Annotated in this window: 13 protein-coding genes; all 13 read right to left on the bottom strand. The window is 40.1% G+C overall.

Annotated features, from left to right (window positions below; genetic code table 11):
* Positions 1–87: 87 nt before the first annotated feature.
* The 13 genes from GJ691_RS16095 to GJ691_RS16035 all read right to left on the bottom strand — a co-directional run bounded on the left by GJ691_RS16095 (position 88) and on the right by GJ691_RS16035 (position 17,242).
* The gene (locus GJ691_RS16095) at positions 88–837 is read right to left on the bottom strand and encodes a shikimate dehydrogenase family protein (RefSeq protein ID WP_154368745.1); all 750 of its coding nucleotides are present in this window, start codon (positions 835–837) and stop codon (positions 88–90) included.
* A complete protein-coding gene (locus GJ691_RS16090) occupies positions 815–1,828 on the bottom strand; it encodes a DUF368 domain-containing protein (RefSeq protein ID WP_154368743.1) in 1,014 nt (337 codons plus the stop codon). Before GJ691_RS16090 ends, GJ691_RS16095 begins: the two co-directional genes overlap by 23 nt.
* 12 nt (positions 1,829–1,840) lie before the next feature.
* Complete coding sequence (locus GJ691_RS16085; RefSeq protein ID WP_154368741.1) at positions 1,841–2,758, bottom strand: polyprenyl-phosphate transporter; 918 nt, start codon at positions 2,756–2,758, stop codon at positions 1,841–1,843.
* A 25-nt stretch (positions 2,759–2,783) separates the two neighbouring features.
* On the bottom strand, positions 2,784–4,184 hold the full coding sequence (locus GJ691_RS16080) for a tetratricopeptide repeat protein (protein WP_154368739.1): 1,401 nt from the start codon (positions 4,182–4,184) through the stop codon (positions 2,784–2,786).
* Positions 4,185–4,281: 97 nt separating this feature from the next.
* Complete coding sequence (locus GJ691_RS16075) at positions 4,282–5,463, bottom strand: aspartate aminotransferase family protein (protein ID WP_154368737.1); 1,182 nt, start codon at positions 5,461–5,463, stop codon at positions 4,282–4,284.
* A gap of 5 nt (positions 5,464–5,468) precedes the next feature.
* Positions 5,469–7,175, bottom strand: a complete 1,707-nt coding sequence (locus GJ691_RS16070) for an OstA-like protein (RefSeq protein WP_154368735.1) — start codon at positions 7,173–7,175, stop codon at positions 5,469–5,471.
* Positions 7,176–7,370: 195 nt separating this feature from the next.
* Positions 7,371–8,819 carry a Gfo/Idh/MocA family protein gene (locus GJ691_RS16065; RefSeq protein ID WP_154368733.1) on the bottom strand — a complete coding sequence of 483 codons (1,449 nt, stop codon included), beginning with the start codon at positions 8,817–8,819 and terminating at the stop codon, positions 7,371–7,373.
* A 7-nt stretch (positions 8,820–8,826) separates the two neighbouring features.
* On the bottom strand, positions 8,827–9,507 hold the full coding sequence (locus tag GJ691_RS16060) for a 3-keto-disaccharide hydrolase (protein ID WP_154368731.1): 681 nt from the start codon (positions 9,505–9,507) through the stop codon (positions 8,827–8,829).
* A gap of 24 nt (positions 9,508–9,531) precedes the next feature.
* Positions 9,532–10,929, bottom strand: a complete 1,398-nt coding sequence (locus tag GJ691_RS16055) for a Gfo/Idh/MocA family protein (protein ID WP_154368729.1) — start codon at positions 10,927–10,929, stop codon at positions 9,532–9,534.
* Positions 10,930–10,933: 4 nt separating this feature from the next.
* Positions 10,934–12,958 (bottom strand): glycoside hydrolase family 97 protein, encoded by a 2,025-nt coding sequence (locus GJ691_RS16050; protein ID WP_246200208.1) that lies wholly within the window; start codon positions 12,956–12,958, stop codon positions 10,934–10,936.
* Between the two features lie 284 nt (positions 12,959–13,242).
* Positions 13,243–14,514, bottom strand: a complete 1,272-nt coding sequence (locus tag GJ691_RS16045) for an adenylosuccinate synthase (RefSeq protein ID WP_154368727.1) — start codon at positions 14,512–14,514, stop codon at positions 13,243–13,245.
* Positions 14,515–14,526: 12 nt separating this feature from the next.
* Positions 14,527–14,982 carry a Fur family transcriptional regulator gene (locus tag GJ691_RS16040; protein ID WP_154368726.1) on the bottom strand — a complete coding sequence of 152 codons (456 nt, stop codon included), beginning with the start codon at positions 14,980–14,982 and terminating at the stop codon, positions 14,527–14,529.
* A gap of 55 nt (positions 14,983–15,037) precedes the next feature.
* Entirely contained in the window at positions 15,038–17,242 is a 2,205-nt protein-coding gene (locus GJ691_RS16035) for a RelA/SpoT family protein (protein WP_154368724.1), read from the bottom strand.
* Between the last annotated feature and the right edge of the window lie 19 nt (positions 17,243–17,261).

Here is a 17,261-nt window from a genome sequence, read left to right as displayed (position 1 = left end):
TCGTGTTAGTTCTGCTTAAGAATGCTATTGTAATATACTAACAACGAAATGAATTCCAAAGCTTATACTTGTTCTTTTTTGGTTAGGCTATTTGGAATTCCAGATTTTCCAGGACTTTTCTGCCTGTAACTCTAGCATCCTTAATCCATTACGAATGGTTGCGCCTTGTTTTTCACCATCCCGTAGAAAGGCGGTTTTCTCTGGGTTGTAAATTAAATCGAACAGTAAATGTTTATCAGAGATCAATTGAAAGGGAATAGCTGGTTTTTCCTCTATATTCGGGAATGTTCCCAAAGGGGTGCAGTTGACAAGAACCTTATATTTTTTCATCGTTTTTTCGTCTAAATCGTCATATAGGAGCTGATTCTTTTTTGCGGTTCTAGACACGAATTTAAACTTTATACCCAATTCCTTAAAAACAAAGGCGACAGCTTTTGATGCTCCTCCCGTACCCAAGATCAAGGCACGTTTGTGGTGTTTCTTTAGATAAGGTTTTATCGATTTTTTGAATCCATAAATATCTGTATTATAGCCTTTTAGGCCTTTTTTGGTAAACTTTACAGTATTGACCGCACCTACTTTTCTTGCTTTTTTGTCTAGCTTGTCCAAATAGGGGATAACCGCTTCTTTATAGGGGATGGTAACATTCAGACCTTTAAGGTTCTTATCTTCACCGACCAGCTCTTTAAAATCTTCGATATGGGCCAAGTCATAGTTACGGTATGAATATCCCGATAATCCCAGTTTTTTGAATTTATCCGCAAAATAGCTTTCCGAAAATGAGTAAGAAATATTCTTGCCCACCAAGCCATAATTATTTTTTTCTATTGTTTCCATACCATTCCAATCCTAATAAAATAAATATTCCTACGATTACAAAAAATATGGCCCACCATGTTTCGCTGTTACTGAAATCCGGGAAATATCTTTGATAATTCAATATGATTTCTTTGCCGTTGGAGTCCAATAAAATCTGCCCTAGTTCATTCGTTTTGAATATTGTACGTTTCCATGGCCATACTACCCCTAAAGACCCGGTTATGAACCCGATGATCACTGCAGTGGTAATATGTTTATAATGTTTTAGCACATAAGTAAGTATATGTGATAAGGTAACCAGTCCGGTTGCTGAACCTGCGGTGAATACCGCTAGTATCATTAGGGTATCAAGGCGTTCTTCATTTTTTATAAAGCTGAAATCACCACGGATTACTTCGGACATAGAGTCATAAAGTGCATTCACCGAGTCTACAAGTAGCAAGACATAGTTACCTAATAGAATCAAGATAAAAGAACCTGAAAGTCCCGGGAGGGTCATACCGGAGACACTGATCATTCCACATAAAAAAATGAACAATAAGTTATCGTTCTCCTTGGCCGGACTTAGAAAACTGATGGAAATACCCACGATTAGGCCTAAAATACCAGCAGTCAGTGTTTTTCTGTTCCAGTGTTTAAAGTCTTTGGAAATGAAATAGATAGAACCTAAAATCATTCCAAAAAAGGCAGACCAGACAAAAAGTTCTTTACGTTCCAAGAAGTAATCTAGGATTTTGGACACACTGAAATAACTAACAAGCATACCAAAAATAAGGAGCGCCAAAAACTGGCCATTTACATAACGGTAGAAACTCTTGAACCTACCGTTGAACAAAAGTTTAAAGGCCTTTATGTTTATTTTCTGTAAGGAGTAGATGAATTCTTCATAAAATCCACCGACAAATGCCACTATACCACCAGAAACCCCGGGCACCTTATTGGCAGCCCCCATTGCAAGGCCCTTGATGACCAAAAACAATTTATCCAAAAATGTTCTAGGCTCGTACATATGGTAAAAAGATTATTTTTTCGAGGCAAGTTTCTCAAGTATAAAAATAAGGGAAAAACCAATGATCGCAGCAATAATCGCATACATTAATTGTGGATCGCCTTCAAAGCCGAAAGGGGAAACATTCTGCTCTTTAAGGGTTATGACCTTGTCGCCAATGGTCTTGGTTTCCAAGATCAATTTCCAAGGCCAAATTTTATTCAATGAACCTAGGATGAATCCGGTCAATAAAGCCAAAGTCAGGTTCTTGTAGTTACTGAACATCCATTTAAGGAGTTTTGCAAAACTGAGAAGTCCAAATATGGCCCCCAATGCAACAGTGATCACTATTTTGATGTCCCTTTCATGAACAGCGTCTAAAATGGTCTTATAAGATCCCAAGAGAACCAGGATAAAGGCACCGGATATTCCCGGAAGTATCATGGCACAAACCGCTAAGGCACCGGACATGAACAAATAGGGTAGACTTGCGGTGTTTTCAGATGCCGGAAGGGTGGTAATGAAATAAGCCAAGCCAGCTCCGAAGAATAAAATAATGACCGTAGCCAAATTCCATTTGGTTATTTCCTTTCCGACAAAGATAATACTGGCAGCTACCAACCCGAAAAAGAACGACCAAAGTAAAATCGGCTCATTTTCCAGTAACCAACTGACCAATGTGGCCAAAGAGAAAAGACTAATGAAAATGCCCAAAAACAAGGCAACCAGAAAATTACCATTGAGTTTTTGCCAAAAAACCTTGAACCCTTCGTTTTTCCAATCCGTGATCAAAGAGGGTTTAATATTGTTGATAGATGTGATCAGTTCTTCGTAAATTCCCGATATAAAAGCAATTGTGCCCCCTGAAACACCTGGGACAACATCGGCAGCACCCATGGCCATTCCTTTTAGGGTAATAAAAATATACTGAAGTAAGTTTCGATTTTCCATAAACAAAAAAGCAAAAATAGTCTATTTATCTAGAAGCTCTTTTGTTATTGGCTATTATGTTCTGGGCCCACTCTGTTTTGAAGTAATCCGGGAACTCTTCCTCGAATAGGTGAATTTTCCCTGAATTGATTTTTAAGGCATCCATTAAACGAATACGTGCATTTATCTTATCGTTGGCCAAGAGGTGAAGACCTACGGTTTTATATTGAATTTCCGCACTATCGGGATAAAACTCCAATCCTTGAGACAGAATATGGATTCCCGCTTCATAATCCTTGTTGCACCTTGCGACATCTGCCCAATTCAACCATGTGTCCAATTCGTAATTACCCAACTCAACGGCTTGTTTAAACGAAAAATCTGCTTGGTCATAGTTTTTTAAAGAAGCATTGATTCCGGCACTTTTTTTCCAATAAGTAGGGTTTTCACCATCAATGTTCAAAGCTTTGTTGATGTAATACAGGGCTTTGTCAAAATCTTCCTTACTGTAATAGAAATCGGTTATGGCCAACCAACCTTTGTCTAACAAAGGGTCTTCATGTACGGTCTGGTAGTAATAATATTTTGCCATTTCATCATTGCCCAAATGTTCGTAACACTTGCCAATGCGCAAATATGCATGTGAGGTCGGGTCCTCTATTTGTATGGTCGTCTCGTAATTCTCTATAGCCTCGCTATATTTTCCCAGTTTTTCAAGAACTTTCCCTTTCTCAAAATAAGCTCCTATAAAAGAGTCGTCTGAAATTATGGCGAAATCGAAAGCGGTCAAAGCCTCTTTGTACATGTGTTTGGCATAATATTGTTTGCCTAATTGGTGCCAAGCAACTTCACAATAGGGGTTCCTGTCCAAATATTCATTAAGATAAATAATGGCGCCCTCAAAATCTTCAAGAAAATCGAAACAATATATTACGTTGTATAATGAGGAATAATCCTGGTCATCAAAATCAACACAGCGCATAAAGCTTTCTTTGGCGAGTTTAAAATCGTCCATAAAAAGATATTCCATTCCCAATAACGAGTGAATGTCATAACCGTCATCTGAGAGTTCCAAAGCCCTTTTCAGTAACTTGACAGCAACTTCGTGATTGTCTTTTTTTGAGTAGATATTGGCTCTTTGGATAAAAATCTCTTCATTGGAACTGTCCAAGAGTTGAAGCTTGTCCAATAATTCCTCGGCCCTGTCAAGGTTGTTTTCGAACACAAGAACCTCAACATCCAACAGTTTTAACGCAATGGAGTCAGGGTGTTGTCGTAAACTTATCTTGATGGCTTTCTTTGCCAAAGCTATTTTTCCATGGTTCAGATAATGGTGTATAATGTCTTCAAAGTCTTCAGCGTCAAAGAAATAGACATCATCGGTCTTCAGCATGGATTCAAACTTGGCAATGGGCTTATTTGGCCTTTCATTGGCTTCTAACGCCATAGGTACTATTTGGTTAAACTATGGATTTAAAAGTAGTCTTTTGGGACTTAGTTTTAATCCGGAATAGGGCTATATTATTAACAAATTAGTTAACAAATTATTGTTCGTATTTGTTCAAGATCCTTAGGATTATTTCGCATCCTTCATCAATTTCACTTAATGAAATGGTAAGTGGAGGTGTTATTCTAGCTGCGTGTTTTTCAAATAATAACCAAAATAGGATAAGGTGTTCTTTAGCAGCGGTTAAAATGAGATAGTCGGCAATTTCGGGAGTTTCCAAGATCAGGGCAAGCATAAGGCCTTTCCCCCGGATTTCTTTAATATACTTATGTTTCAATACCCTTCGGATATGTTTTTCCTTGGTCAACGTATCTGCCATTATATCACTTTCGACAATATGTGATAGTGTTGCCAAAGATGCTGAAGCTATAACGGGATTACCACCGAAAGTGGTGATGTGACCCATCTTAGGGTTATCCTGTAAGGTGTTCATCATTTCGTTCGATGCGACGAATGCGCCAACGGGCAAACCTGAGGCCATACCTTTTCCTATGACAAGGATATCGGGTACGCAGTTATAATTTTCAAAGGCGAATAATTTGCCGGTACGGCCGAATCCTGGTTGAATCTCATCAAGGATCAATAAGGCACCTACTTCTGAACAACGTTCCCTTACTTTGGTCAAATAACCTGAATTGGGTTCAATGAAGCCCGCCCCACCTTGAATGGTCTCTAAAATGACCGCAGCTGTTTTTGATGTTATATTTTCGAGATCCGATATTGAATTGAAATCCATATAGGCAATATCCGGAATCAAAGGCCTGAATGGGCTTTTTCGTTCTTCGAGCCCCATGAGGCTTAAACTTCCCATGGTATTCCCATGGTAGGCTTTCTTGGCAGCTATGATCTGACTTCTTCCGGTATATCTACGTGCCAATTTCAAGGCACCTTCTATGGCTTCGGTTCCCGAATTGACCAAATACGTGGTTTCTAAAGGAGCAGGGAGCAGGGAGGCCAAAAGTTTGGCATAGGCCACAGCAGGTTCTTGAATGTATTCACCATACACCATTACGTGCATATACTTGTCTACTTGGGTTTTGATCGCATGTACGACTTTAGGGTGGCAATGGCCCAGACTACAGGCAGAAACCCCTGCAACAAAATCTAAATGGGCATTCCCTTCATTGTCGTAGATGTAAGAACCTTTAGCGTGGGATACTTGTATGGCCAAAGGATGTGGAGATGTTTGGGCCTGGAATTTTAGAAAATCATTTTTCATATTGCCTATTCATTGGCTTTCTTCTGCTTTAAATCCTTTTTGGGATTTGTAGCCTTGTCGTTCTTCGGTGGAATGTTATTCACCGGATCGCCTTCATTTGAACTTCGTTCTTCTTCTTCCGCATCTATATCGATGGGGTTGGTTATTCCTCTTATGACCGGAAGCTCTAAATTGTTGTCGTCCTCGTCGAAAATGTCATCTTTCGTTATTATACGCTCATCTCCACGCCAAATGAAACCTTTTAGCTTTCTACTATTTTCCGGTAGTTCGGTTTCCGGGAAAATATCACCGTCGGGATCCGTGATGAAGGTAAGCTCGTCAATATCATTATTCTCAAGGCTAATACGAATGGCACTGCAAATGGTCTTGTCTATACCTATAAGTTCATCATCATCATTGTACATGTAATAGATGACCTCGGTATTTTTTATCAGATCGATGAGCTTTAATTGATTTTCCTTGAATTTACCGAATAGATCTTTCCCCTTTGCTTGGTTATAACCCTCCATACTTATACTGTCGAGGGAAATGATAAACGCATTGTTGAGTACTTTAAGGGAGTCCATTTTTTCAGTCTCAAGGTCAGACTTCAAAAGGATGCTATCTCCCGTCATTTGATTGGGGCCGTTCCAAATAATTGGGTTTGTGATCAATTGGGTGATGCCCGTCTTTTGATCGGCATGAATGGAATCGCACTTGCCGCTAAGATCGGTCTTGTAGAATTTAGCGTTCCTGAAGGCCCTTAAAATCCTATGTTCCGGTTTGCCGGTCACCATAAGGGTGTCGCCATGCATATACAGTGAATCTTGCTCCATTACCGATATGGATACGGCCCGTCGGGTAGCGAATACGGAATCCTTTGCTTTAAAGACCTCTGCGTAATGCGCCTTGATCACCCCGTTGTTTACCGTGTCTATGACCTTTATGTTGTTGGTGGCCGAAGCAAATTCCCGTGCTTTGTTAAAGTAAACACTATCACCTTTAATGATGCGATTGTTATAATCGATTCTCGTGTTTTTAATAAAATAACCACTTTCGACTTTAGTGTCGTAAAAACCTCTTTCACAATAGATCTTATAGGCTTTACCAGTTATGGTCGATGGGCCGTATAAGTAAGCGTTTTTCGAAGTTTCATAATAATCCAACTGTTCGGAATCCAAAATATAATCAGGATTCACGATATGTACACTATCCAAAAACTGTAATTTTTTGTTCTCTAAAAAATAACGGCCTATTTCACTGGTCAATGTATTAACGGAGTCTACAACCGTCCCAAAATCCTTGTAATAAGCTTGTTGTTCCAATCTGTTGAAGCGAAGGGTGTCCGTTTTCAACGTCATGTTGGTACTACTGGTCAAAACAACATCTTCCCAAGCTTTGGCCATATTTTCATTACCATCATAATTGATCTTGCCACTGGTCATGTTAATGGAATCCCCTTGTTGTAAACGAATGTTCCCAATGGCCTTAAGTTTATTTTCTTTCTGATAGTAAATGGCGATATCACAGAACAGATCCGCGCCTTCATGTTCAAATTGTATCTGTCTATTGTCTTTACTGAAAATCGAGGCCCCTGGATAACGTGCCTCATCCTTAGTGAAATTTGCCCCATAAACAATATTGATCTGTTTTACGTCTTCCCTCGGTGCATCTTGTGCGGATAGGGGGAATGTAACCAATAGAAGCAGTAAGTATTTAATTTTACCTAACAACGTACATAATTTTGCCCAAAAATATGATTTTTTAATAGAGTGTAATCAATGATTGGGATAGAATTAGGAAACCGGAAGGTTTAATCTTAAAGAAGAAAAAACCATCCAGGTGTTTTTAACAAATCAAAAATCAAAATGATTCCTGAAATACCGAACATTCACGGCCAGATGGTTTTCTTTATTTCTTACGGATATTTAAAAATCCCGATAGGGTGATTCTAGATATTCATTGGCTTCTTCTTCCTTAAATTGGGCGGTATTGTTGTCCCAATGTAAGGTTTTGTTGGGGAAGCGACCTGCGATTACCCCCAATAAGATTGTTTCAGTTAGTCGTGATGCATAAGAGAAAGGGGCGCTACAATCGGCCTTCCCTAAACAGGCATCAACAAATTGGTGGTAATGTTTGGCGCCTTCGGTAGAATAATTTCGAATAGGTTTCCCCATATTGTTCGCTTTTTCCACTTCGGCGATTTCGGCGGAAATATCCACATACTTACCGTCAACGATTTTCTTTGGCAATTCCATGAAATGGGGCAACAATAAACGACCTTTTTCGCCTATGAACATGGCACCTTGTTCAGGTAGTTTGCCTTCTTTTGTCTCCTTGGTTTCCAAAGACATTTTATCCTTGACCGATTTTTCGTTTCCTTGATTGTCTTTTACCATTGAATTGTCAACAGCTCCGGGCAATATAAGATCCTCGTGCATTTTAGGTGCCCCAGGCCCATCATACCAGACCCATGTCAAGGTTTCCGCTGTATGTTCGGTTCCCGGAAACTCATAGGTAACTTTGTTGTTTTCGGGGAATCCAAATCCGTTTGGTTCCCTACATTCGGTTCGTATGGTTCTGGGAACATCCAATTTGAGGGCGTTGTACGGAGTGTCAAAAATATGAACGCCCATATCACCTAGGGTGCCACAACCAAAATCCATTAATTTTCTCCAATTACCAGGATGATATATATCTTTTTTATAAGGTCTTTCTTTAGCGGTTCCTAACCAGAGATTCCAATCCAGTGTATCAGGAACGGCATCACTACCTTCAGGTTGAGATCCGTCATAGCCCCAATTTTTAGGTGACCATGCACGTACTGTGTGTACTTTTCCGATGATTCCGGATTGTATCAAGAGGGTGGCCAGTTTATAATCATAGAATGAATGTACCTGGATGCCCATTTGGGTGATAAGATTTTTATCCTCGGCCATTTTTTTCATGGCCCTTGCTTCTGAAACATGGTGGGTAAGGGGCTTTTGGCAATAAACGGGTTTGCCCATTTCCATGGCCATCATAGAGGCAGGTGCATGGGTGTGATCGGGAGTCGAAACAATGACCGCATCAATTTCATCGGACATTTCTTTCAACATAACACGGTAGTCTGAGAATACTTTGGCGTTAGGGTGCATTTTTTTGGCTGCGGCCAAATTATTGCTATCCACATCGCATAAGGCGGTAACATCGACCAATGAATGTGATGCTATGGCCTTAAGGTCTTCATTTCCCATACCGCCAACACCGATATGTGCCGTTCTTAATCGGTTCTTTGGTCCAATTTGACCTAACAATGATGGGGCAATGGCCATTCCGAGTAAGCCTAAACTACTTTTCTTTACAAAATCCCTACGTTCCTTATTGTATGCGCACATATATCCTTTATTTATTGGTTGATAAATCCTTTATTCTAATATTTTTAAAATGAACTACATCGCCATGGCCTAGAAAACCGATATGGCCTTTATTCCTTTTTAGTCCAGGGTGATCTTTATTGTCCAAAGTACCATTTTTACTGGCATCGATAAAATCACCTTCCAAAATGGTGGTTCCGTTTAAAATAACTTTTATGGTCGATCCATTAACATATACTTCTTGTTGGTTCCATTTGCCAACTGTATTTAAAAAGCCACGTTGGGCTGGGATGATCCCATATACGGAACCATGGTATTGATATGGATGAAGGTCGGCATATTTTTCAGCGGAATTATCCAATATTTGTATTTCTTTCCCTAGATAAGCGGCATCACCTTCCAGAGGGGCATGAATACCCAACCCATTGTTCGCTCCTGGTGTTAATCGAAATTCGAACCTCAGAATAAAATCACTGAACTCTTCCTTTGTAAAAAGGTTTCCGCCGCTGCCTCCGCCATTGGGGTCAACGACTATCATACCGTCTTCTGCCCGATAAGATGAGGTATTGCCAACCCAACCGTTAAGGTTTTTGCCATTAAAAAGTGTTCTAAATCCAATTTCATCTGACTTTGTTAAGGAAACACAGGAGTTAAATAACAGTGGCAAAATCAATACAAAGGGATTCAATTTACGAGGGCGGTAGATCATTTATAGGATTTTTATATCTTCTTATTATGTAATAATGGCAAGAGGTTTCGTGTCTTTCCAATTACCTCTGGTGAAATCAGGAAATTGTTGTGGACTACCATTACTGGCTACTGAAAGCTCGCTTAATGGGGAAACGGCGCTCCATAAACAGCCCTCGTAAACGTTTTGGTCTAAAGGCAATCCTTTTTGTAGGCATTCCACGATGCGATACATCATCATGCCATCCATTCCTCCGTGTCCGGAATTTTTAGTGGCTTGGTTTAGTCTTTTGTATAATGGGTGATCATACTTTTCATAAATAGCGGCCAATTGCTCTCCCTGAACCCATGAGTGATGGTTTTCCGTAATACCTTCCACACCACCTTCTAGGGCAATTCGAGTAGGGAAACCGGCCAAAACACCTTTTGTTCCCTGAATCAGATTTAATCTGGAGTAGGGGCGGGGACTTGTTTCGTCCCACTGTACCATAACGGTTCTACCTAAATGCGTTTTAATGATGGAAGTATTCAAATCCCCACCTTTGTAATCCAATTTGTTCCATTTATGGTCAGTTGGATAATTTTTTTCTGCATATAATTTTCTTCCCAAGGCTTGGGTGGAAAAGGAAACGAGACTGTCAAAAGTATCCTCGCTCCGGGCCAGGTTCATGTATTGAGCCACAGGACCAAGGCCATGTGTAGGGTATAGATTACCATTTCTATTGGCATAGTGGTGTGTTCTCCAAGAACCCGTACCGCGTTCTTGTTCTTCCATTTGAAAACGGAGTTCGTGAATATAGGATGCCTCTGCGTGTAAAAACTCTCCGATAACACCTTGCCTACACATATTAAGGAACATTAACTCATCTCGACTGTAGTTGACATTTTCCATCATCATACAGTGTTTTTGGGTCTGTTCCGAGGTATTTACGATTTCCCACATATCTTCAAGCGTAATGGCAATAGGAACCTCGACAAAGGCATGTGCTCCTTTTTTCATGGCCTCAATGGCCATTGGGGCATGGTTCTTCCAATTCGTTGCTATAAAGACCACATCGGGTTTAACCTCCTTTAGCATTGTCTTCCATTGATTTTCATCCCCATGGTATTGCACAATGTTCTTATGCCTTATTCCATTACCGATATCTTTGGCCTCTTGGGTCCATTTTTGGGTTAGATCTTGATAAAGGTCACAAATTGCAACAACCTCCGTTCCGGGCAAGGAAGCAAAGAACTTCATGTGCTCAGGACCTCTTGCCCCAACCCCGATAAAAGCAGCTTTGATCTTCGTTAATTTCGGTGCAGCGAAATCACCCATGTATTTTGATCCGAAAGGGCGTTCGGTACTATCGAAGCCTACTTGTGCCATTGCAGGTGAAACTGCTAAGGCAGCCCCTGCCAAAGATGTTTTGCGTATAAAGTTCCTTCTGTCAATGTTATTCATGTATTTACTTTTTGGTAATTATGGCGGAGTACCCACCTCCACTGGATAATTGAAGTTCAATCTTGGTGTTTTGGTCTACGGATTCCCTTGTTATTTTATAATCTTGGGCATTTCTTGAAGCGTTTACCCCATCTTTAAATGCCTTTAAATCATAACTTCCATCACTTAAGAAAGAAAGGTCTATTTCAAAATCCCTGGCAGTCCAATCGGTCATGGCGCCCAAATACCAAGTGTCACCTTTTCTGCGGGCTACAACTATATAATCCGAAACGGCACCTTTCAGCACTTGGGTCTCGTCCCAAACCGTAGGTATTGATGTGATGAAATCAACCGTTTCTTGTTCTTTGTAGTAAATTGTTGGCGATTCACATAACATTTGAAGAGGGGCTTCATAAACCACGTACATGGCAACCTGGTGGGCCCTTGTCCCAAAACTCATGGGTCTGGTGAATAGAGGGGCAAAATTTGCAGCACCCGTTTCATAATCCACTTTGTTCATGTTGATCATTGCGCCAGGGGTATAATCCATTGGTCCGGCTGCCATTCGGATAAATGGTATGGTCACATTATGTTCCGGGGTAATTTCGTTGGTCCATTTATTGTTCTCATTGCCTCTAACCCCTTCATAATTTACAATATTAGGCCACATTCGTTCTATACCTGCAGGTTTAAAAGCGCCGTGATAATCAACCATTAGTTTATATTTTGCGGCTATTTCCGCGATCTTACCATAAGAATCAACTACATATTGGTCGCTTCTTTGCATAAAATCGACCTTAATCCCTACTGCCCCCCAGCTACTGTACAGTTTTAAGATTTCATCCGGGTTTTCATAAAGGGGTTTCCATAACACCCATAAAATGATCTCAACATTTTTCGATTTGGCGTATTGTATCAGTTCTGGGACATCGAGAAATTCGTTGTCATCCATGATCTCGGTGGTAGACTTGGTCCATCCTTCGTCCAATATGACATATTCGATATCGTTTTTCGATGCAAAATCTATATAATACTTATAGGTTTCCATATTGAGTCCAGCTTCAAAATCGACTCCATAGATATTATTTGCATTGTACCAGTCCCATGCCACCTGCCCGGGTTTTATCCAATTGGTATCGGTAATTCTTGATTTGTCGGCCAAACTGGCTACGAGATTACTTTCAACGAATGTCCTGTCATCATCACTGATAATGAAAACCCGCCATGGGAAGGAACGTTTGCCATCTATTTTGGCAATATAATCGGCTTCTTTTTCGATAATCTGGTTGCGGTCGGGATACGATTCTTGATTAGGCACGGCTTTTAAAACGTATTTGGGAAAAGTTGAAACCATGGAATTTTTATATGACTTTGCCAAAAACATCCCCGGATAATCAACCAATGCCGATTCGGTAAACAATACTTTTGCGTTTTTGGTATCAAAGAGTACGGGAAGACTGCAAAAAGCGCCTTTTTCTATTTCGTCCAATGTTTTTTTTAAGTAGTTGCGCTCATTATGGGAATAAAACGATTCTTCTTCAGGGAAATAGGATAAAGTACCCTCGGGAAAGGTCAGCGCCATTTCTTCATTGAATACCTGCTTCGATTTTTTACTGCTATCAATGAATCGGTAAGAGATCCCATCATTATAGGTTCGGAATATCAATTGGTAGTTGCCCTTGAAATCCAGTGTTAATTGATTGAATTTACTTGTGATTTCCGCATCCTTATTCGGGACTTCGAATGTTCTTTTCTCGGTTATGGATTCAATGTTCTTTTTGCGCAGTACTGGGTTTTTTCCTAAAACCCTTCCATTTCCCATATCCATAGAAATTATGGTGTTTTCAATAACTGTAAATCCTTTGAAACTGGCTTTCCATGATATTTCATCAGTTAGGTTGATCCCTACTTCCAATTTCTCATCAGGGGAACTCAATTTAATTTCTTGTTGGGCTAAAGCCCAATTACCGATGAATACCATGACAGAAAAAACAAAGAATGCTTTAATGGATCCTAAGGTGTTGGTGTTAAAATCGTTGGTTGTTTTCATTTTGTTTTTCATTTTAGTTTTCGTCTTGAAGAAAGACAGGGGTGAAGGGTTGGAATGGAATGAAAAGGAGTAGAATGGTAATTCATTTCATATAGGATGAATATTTCTACAATTTACGATAAAAGCCCCAATTTAAAAACTGAAATCACCTTGATGTTTAAAAGTGTAAAAAGGGATTTCTGTATTTGAAAATACTGGGACATAGAGCAAAAAAAAGTGCCTTACAAGTTTTTATCTTGTAAGGCACTTTAGTGTTTTAAAGTGAGATAAAAGTAGTTGTGAAACTACCTGTGTATCGTCTGGGTCCTGTCCGGTCCTACGGATACTATTTTAATAGGCACTTCCAATTCTTTCTCCAGGAAGTCTATATAGTCATTCAAAGTGCTGGGAAGTTCCTCGGCTTTTGTCATTTTGGTTAAGTCTTGGGACCAACCTTTCATTTCGGTATAAATAGGCGTTACGTTTTCAGCTTCAATATTGTAAGGCAAATGTGAAATGATCTCCCCTTTGTAATTGTAAGCGGTACAGACTTTAAGTTTTTCGAAACCACTTAGGACATCACCTTTCATCATCATTAATTCAGTGACCCCGTTTACCCTGACCGCATATTTCAATGCAACCAAATCTAACCAACCACATCTTCTGGGTCTACCGGTCGTGGCGCCGAATTCATTGCCCACACTGGCCATGGTCTTACCATCTTCGTCGAAAAGTTCAGTTGGGAAAGGTCCGCTACCTACACGTGTGGTATAGGCCTTGAAAATTCCTTTTACATCGCCAATCTGGTTGGGTGCGACACCTAAGCCCGTACAAGCCCCTGCCGCAGTGGTGTTGCTTGATGTTACGAACGGATAGGTACCGAAATCAATATCCAACAATGATCCTTGTGCGCCTTCTGCGAGTATTTTTTTACCATCCTTTTGGGCTTGGTACAAATATTCCTCACTATCTATAAAGGTAAGTGCTTTAAGTGTTTTTATGGCATTGAAGAATTCGGCCTCAAGTTCTTCAAGGTTATATTGGATGTCAACATTGTAAAAACCGATCATGGCTTCATGTTTATCGGCCAAGGCACGATATTTTTCTTTCCAATCCGATAGCTCCAAATCTCCTACGCGCATTCCGTTTCTACCTGTCTTGTCCATATAAGTAGGACCGATCCCTTTTAGGGTGGATCCGATTTTCGCCTTTCCTTTAGAAGTCTCTGAAGCAGCATCCAATAAACGGTGGGTAGGTAAAATCAAATGAGCCTTTCTGCTGATGAATAGTTTTGATTTTACATCAATCTTAAAAACATCCAAGGCATCAAGTTCTTTTTTAAAGATCACCGGGTCGATAACCACCCCGTTGCCGACAACATTTATTGCTTTTTTATGGAATATGCCTGAGGGAATAGTATGTAGAACATGTTTTATTCCGTCAAATTCCAAGGTGTGTCCGGCATTCGGACCTCCTTGAAAACGTGCTATAATATCATAATTTTTAGTGAGTACATCAACGATTTTACCTTTTCCTTCGTCTCCCCACTGTAGTCCCAACAATAAATCTACTGCCATTATTTAGTTTGGTTAGTTGTTTGTATTACCTTCTTTGTTTTTGGTTCCGTAAAAGTATAATGAGTGATTGGTGATCTTTATGTCAAAAACCTCTTCAATGGTCTTTTTGATGGATTGGATCCGAGGATCGCAGAACTCCATTACTTCACCTGTGTCGGTTAAGATCACATGATCGTGTTGACGATCAAAATATGATTTTTCGTATTGTGCCTGATTTTTGCCGAACTGGTGCTTACGAACCAGTTTGCACTCTAACAAGAGTTCTATGGTATTGTATAAAGTTGCCCGGCTTACCCGATAGTTTTTGTTTTTCATATTGATGTAGAGTGATTCTATATCAAAATGTTCTTCACTATCGTATATTTCTTGTAGAATGGCGTAGCGCTCGGGTGTTTTCCTATGTCCTTTTTCTTCTAAAAAGGTGGTGAATACGTTTTTTACTATTTCCTGGTTTTTGTTAGGAGGCATAACAATATATCACTGCATTAATGTACAAATGTACGGCTAAATTTTTATGTAAGTTCTATACTCGTGTGACTTTATCGATACCATTGACCAGCTTAAGGTTTTCTATCAATTTTTGAAGAATGTTGTTATTCTTTACCACAACGGTGATCCTTCCTGTAAATGTGCCCCCTTCTGTACTGAAATTCAGGTTTCGCATGTTTACGTTCATATGGGTGGAAATGATCTCGGTAATCTCACTGATCAATCCCACATTATCGATTCCAGTCAATTGTATCTCTGAACGGAACTCCTGTTGCGAAGAATCTATCCATTTGGCACTTATGATCCTATAGGCATAGTTGGATTGCAATGAAATGGCATTAGGACAATTCTTCTTATGCACTTTTATGCCTTCACTCACACTGATAAACCCAAAAACAGGGTCTCCTGGTATAGGGTTGCAACATTGTGAAAGGGTATAGTCCAATTTTTCTTCTTCCTTGCCGAAAACGAGCATATCATATTTTGCCGTAATCTCATCCTTATCTATGTTTTCGGGAACTGGGGTTCTTCTGATCTTACTCTTAAAGAAACTTATAAATGCATTGCTATATGAAGAGGCAAAGTCCTTTATTTTTTGGTTGTCGATGGCCCCAATACCAACGCGATAGAATAGATCCAAACTGGTCTTTAACTTAAAGTAAACGACCATTTTGTTAATGGTATCCTCGTTAAGGGATATTTTTTGCGATTTAAGCTTTCTGCGCAATATTTCCTTGCCCTCGTTGGCAACGACTTTCTTTTCTTCCCTTAGCGATGATTTTATTTTTGCCCTTGCCCTTGCCGTGGCGGCATAATCGAGCCAGTTTTGGTTTGGCTTGGCTTGTTCAGAAGTAATAATTTCTACTTGGTCCCCACTTTTCAAAGTAGTGTTCAAGGGAACTAGTTTGCCGTTTACTTTTGCCCCGCGCGTATGCATGCCCACTTCGGTATGGATGTTGAAAGCAAAATCGAGTGGGGTGGCCCCTTTTGGCATCGATTTTAATTCCCCTAAGGGTGTAAAGACAAAGATTTCCTTGGAATACAGGTTGAGTTTAAACTCCTCAACAAAGTCGACCGCACTGGTATTCGAGTTTTCCAATGCTTCCTGCAGTTTATTCAGCCAAACTTCAATACCTTGCTCTTTTTGGTCCCCGTGTTTGTATTTAAAATGGGCGGCATATCCCTTTTCCGCGATTTCATGCATTCGCTCACTTCGGATCTGCACTTCCACCCATTTACCCATAGGCCCCATTACCGTTATGTGCAAGGCTTCATATCCTGTGGATTTTGGGGAGGATATCCAATCGCGCAAGCGAACGGGGTTCGGTGTAAAGTGATCCGTAACGATTGAATATATTTTCCATGCAAGGAATTTCTCATTGGCCCGATCGGATCGGTATATGATACGGATCGCGAATTTGTCGTAAATCTGGTCAAAGGAAACATTTTGGACTTTCATCTTCTTCCTTATGGAAAAGATGGATTTCATTCTGCCTTTTATGTAATAACTTAGACCTTCTTTATCCAATGAATCCCTAATAATTCCGGTAAAATCATCGATATATTTTTGTTGTTCCTCCGTAGATTCCTCGATCTTGTCCAAAATGTCATTGTAGACTTCCGGTTCGGTGTATTTTAAACTGAGGTCTTCCAGTTCGGTTTTTATATTGTACAACCCAATACGGTGCGCCAAAGGGGCATAGATGTATAGGGTCTCCGATGCCATTTTTACCTGCTTGTGTTCGGGCATTGCATCCAGGGTAAGCATATTGTGGTACCTGTCCGCAATTTTTATTATGATAACGCGCACATCATCATGAAGGGTCAACAACATCTTACGGAAATTCTCCGCTTGCTGCGAAATGTTCATGTCCTTTTTTAGGTGCGAAATTTTTGTGAGTCCGTCCACGATTCGGGCCACTGTTTCCCCGAACATACGTTCAATGTCGTCAAGGGTATAATCCGTGTCTTCTACAACATCATGTAATAAGGCAGAGGCAATGGATACTGCATCCAGGCCAATTTCGGACGCTACGATCTTGGCAACCGCAATAGGGTGAAAAATATAGGCCTCTCCCGATTTTCTCCTTTGGTCCTTGTGGGCATCAACGGCAATTTCAAAAGCATGCCGAATCAAAGCCTTATCATCATCAGACAGGGTCTGGTAGCTTATTTTAAGCAATTCTTTGTATTGCTTGGCAATTTCCTTATTCTCTTTTTCTATAGCTGCTTGCGTCATACCCAAATAAAGTTAAACA

This window comes from Maribacter luteus, assembly GCF_009674825.1.
Taxonomy (GTDB): domain Bacteria; phylum Bacteroidota; class Bacteroidia; order Flavobacteriales; family Flavobacteriaceae; genus Maribacter_A; species Maribacter_A luteus.
This window is presented reverse-complemented; position numbering and strand designations above follow the sequence as displayed.

Coding starts and splice junctions, on each gene's coding strand:
- GJ691_RS16085 (WP_154368741.1), bottom strand. CDS start 2,758: ATGGAAAATCGAAACTTACTTCAGTATATTTTTATTACCCTAAAAGGA.
- GJ691_RS16090 (WP_154368743.1), bottom strand. CDS start 1,828: ATGTACGAGCCTAGAACATTTTTGGATAAATTGTTTTTGGTCATCAAG.
- GJ691_RS16045 (WP_154368727.1), bottom strand. CDS start 14,514: ATGGCAGTAGATTTATTGTTGGGACTACAGTGGGGAGACGAAGGAAAA.
- GJ691_RS16035 (WP_154368724.1), bottom strand. CDS start 17,242: ATGACGCAAGCAGCTATAGAAAAAGAGAATAAGGAAATTGCCAAGCAA.
- GJ691_RS16095 (WP_154368745.1), bottom strand. CDS start 837: ATGGAAACAATAGAAAAAAATAATTATGGCTTGGTGGGCAAGAATATT.
- GJ691_RS16050 (WP_246200208.1), bottom strand. CDS start 12,958: ATGAAAACAACCAACGATTTTAACACCAACACCTTAGGATCCATTAAA.
- GJ691_RS16075 (WP_154368737.1), bottom strand. CDS start 5,463: ATGAAAAATGATTTTCTAAAATTCCAGGCCCAAACATCTCCACATCCT.
- GJ691_RS16080 (WP_154368739.1), bottom strand. CDS start 4,184: ATGGCGTTAGAAGCCAATGAAAGGCCAAATAAGCCCATTGCCAAGTTT.
- GJ691_RS16065 (WP_154368733.1), bottom strand. CDS start 8,819: ATGTGCGCATACAATAAGGAACGTAGGGATTTTGTAAAGAAAAGTAGT.
- GJ691_RS16055 (WP_154368729.1), bottom strand. CDS start 10,929: ATGAATAACATTGACAGAAGGAACTTTATACGCAAAACATCTTTGGCA.
- GJ691_RS16060 (WP_154368731.1), bottom strand. CDS start 9,507: ATGATCTACCGCCCTCGTAAATTGAATCCCTTTGTATTGATTTTGCCA.
- GJ691_RS16040 (WP_154368726.1), bottom strand. CDS start 14,982: ATGCCTCCTAACAAAAACCAGGAAATAGTAAAAAACGTATTCACCACC.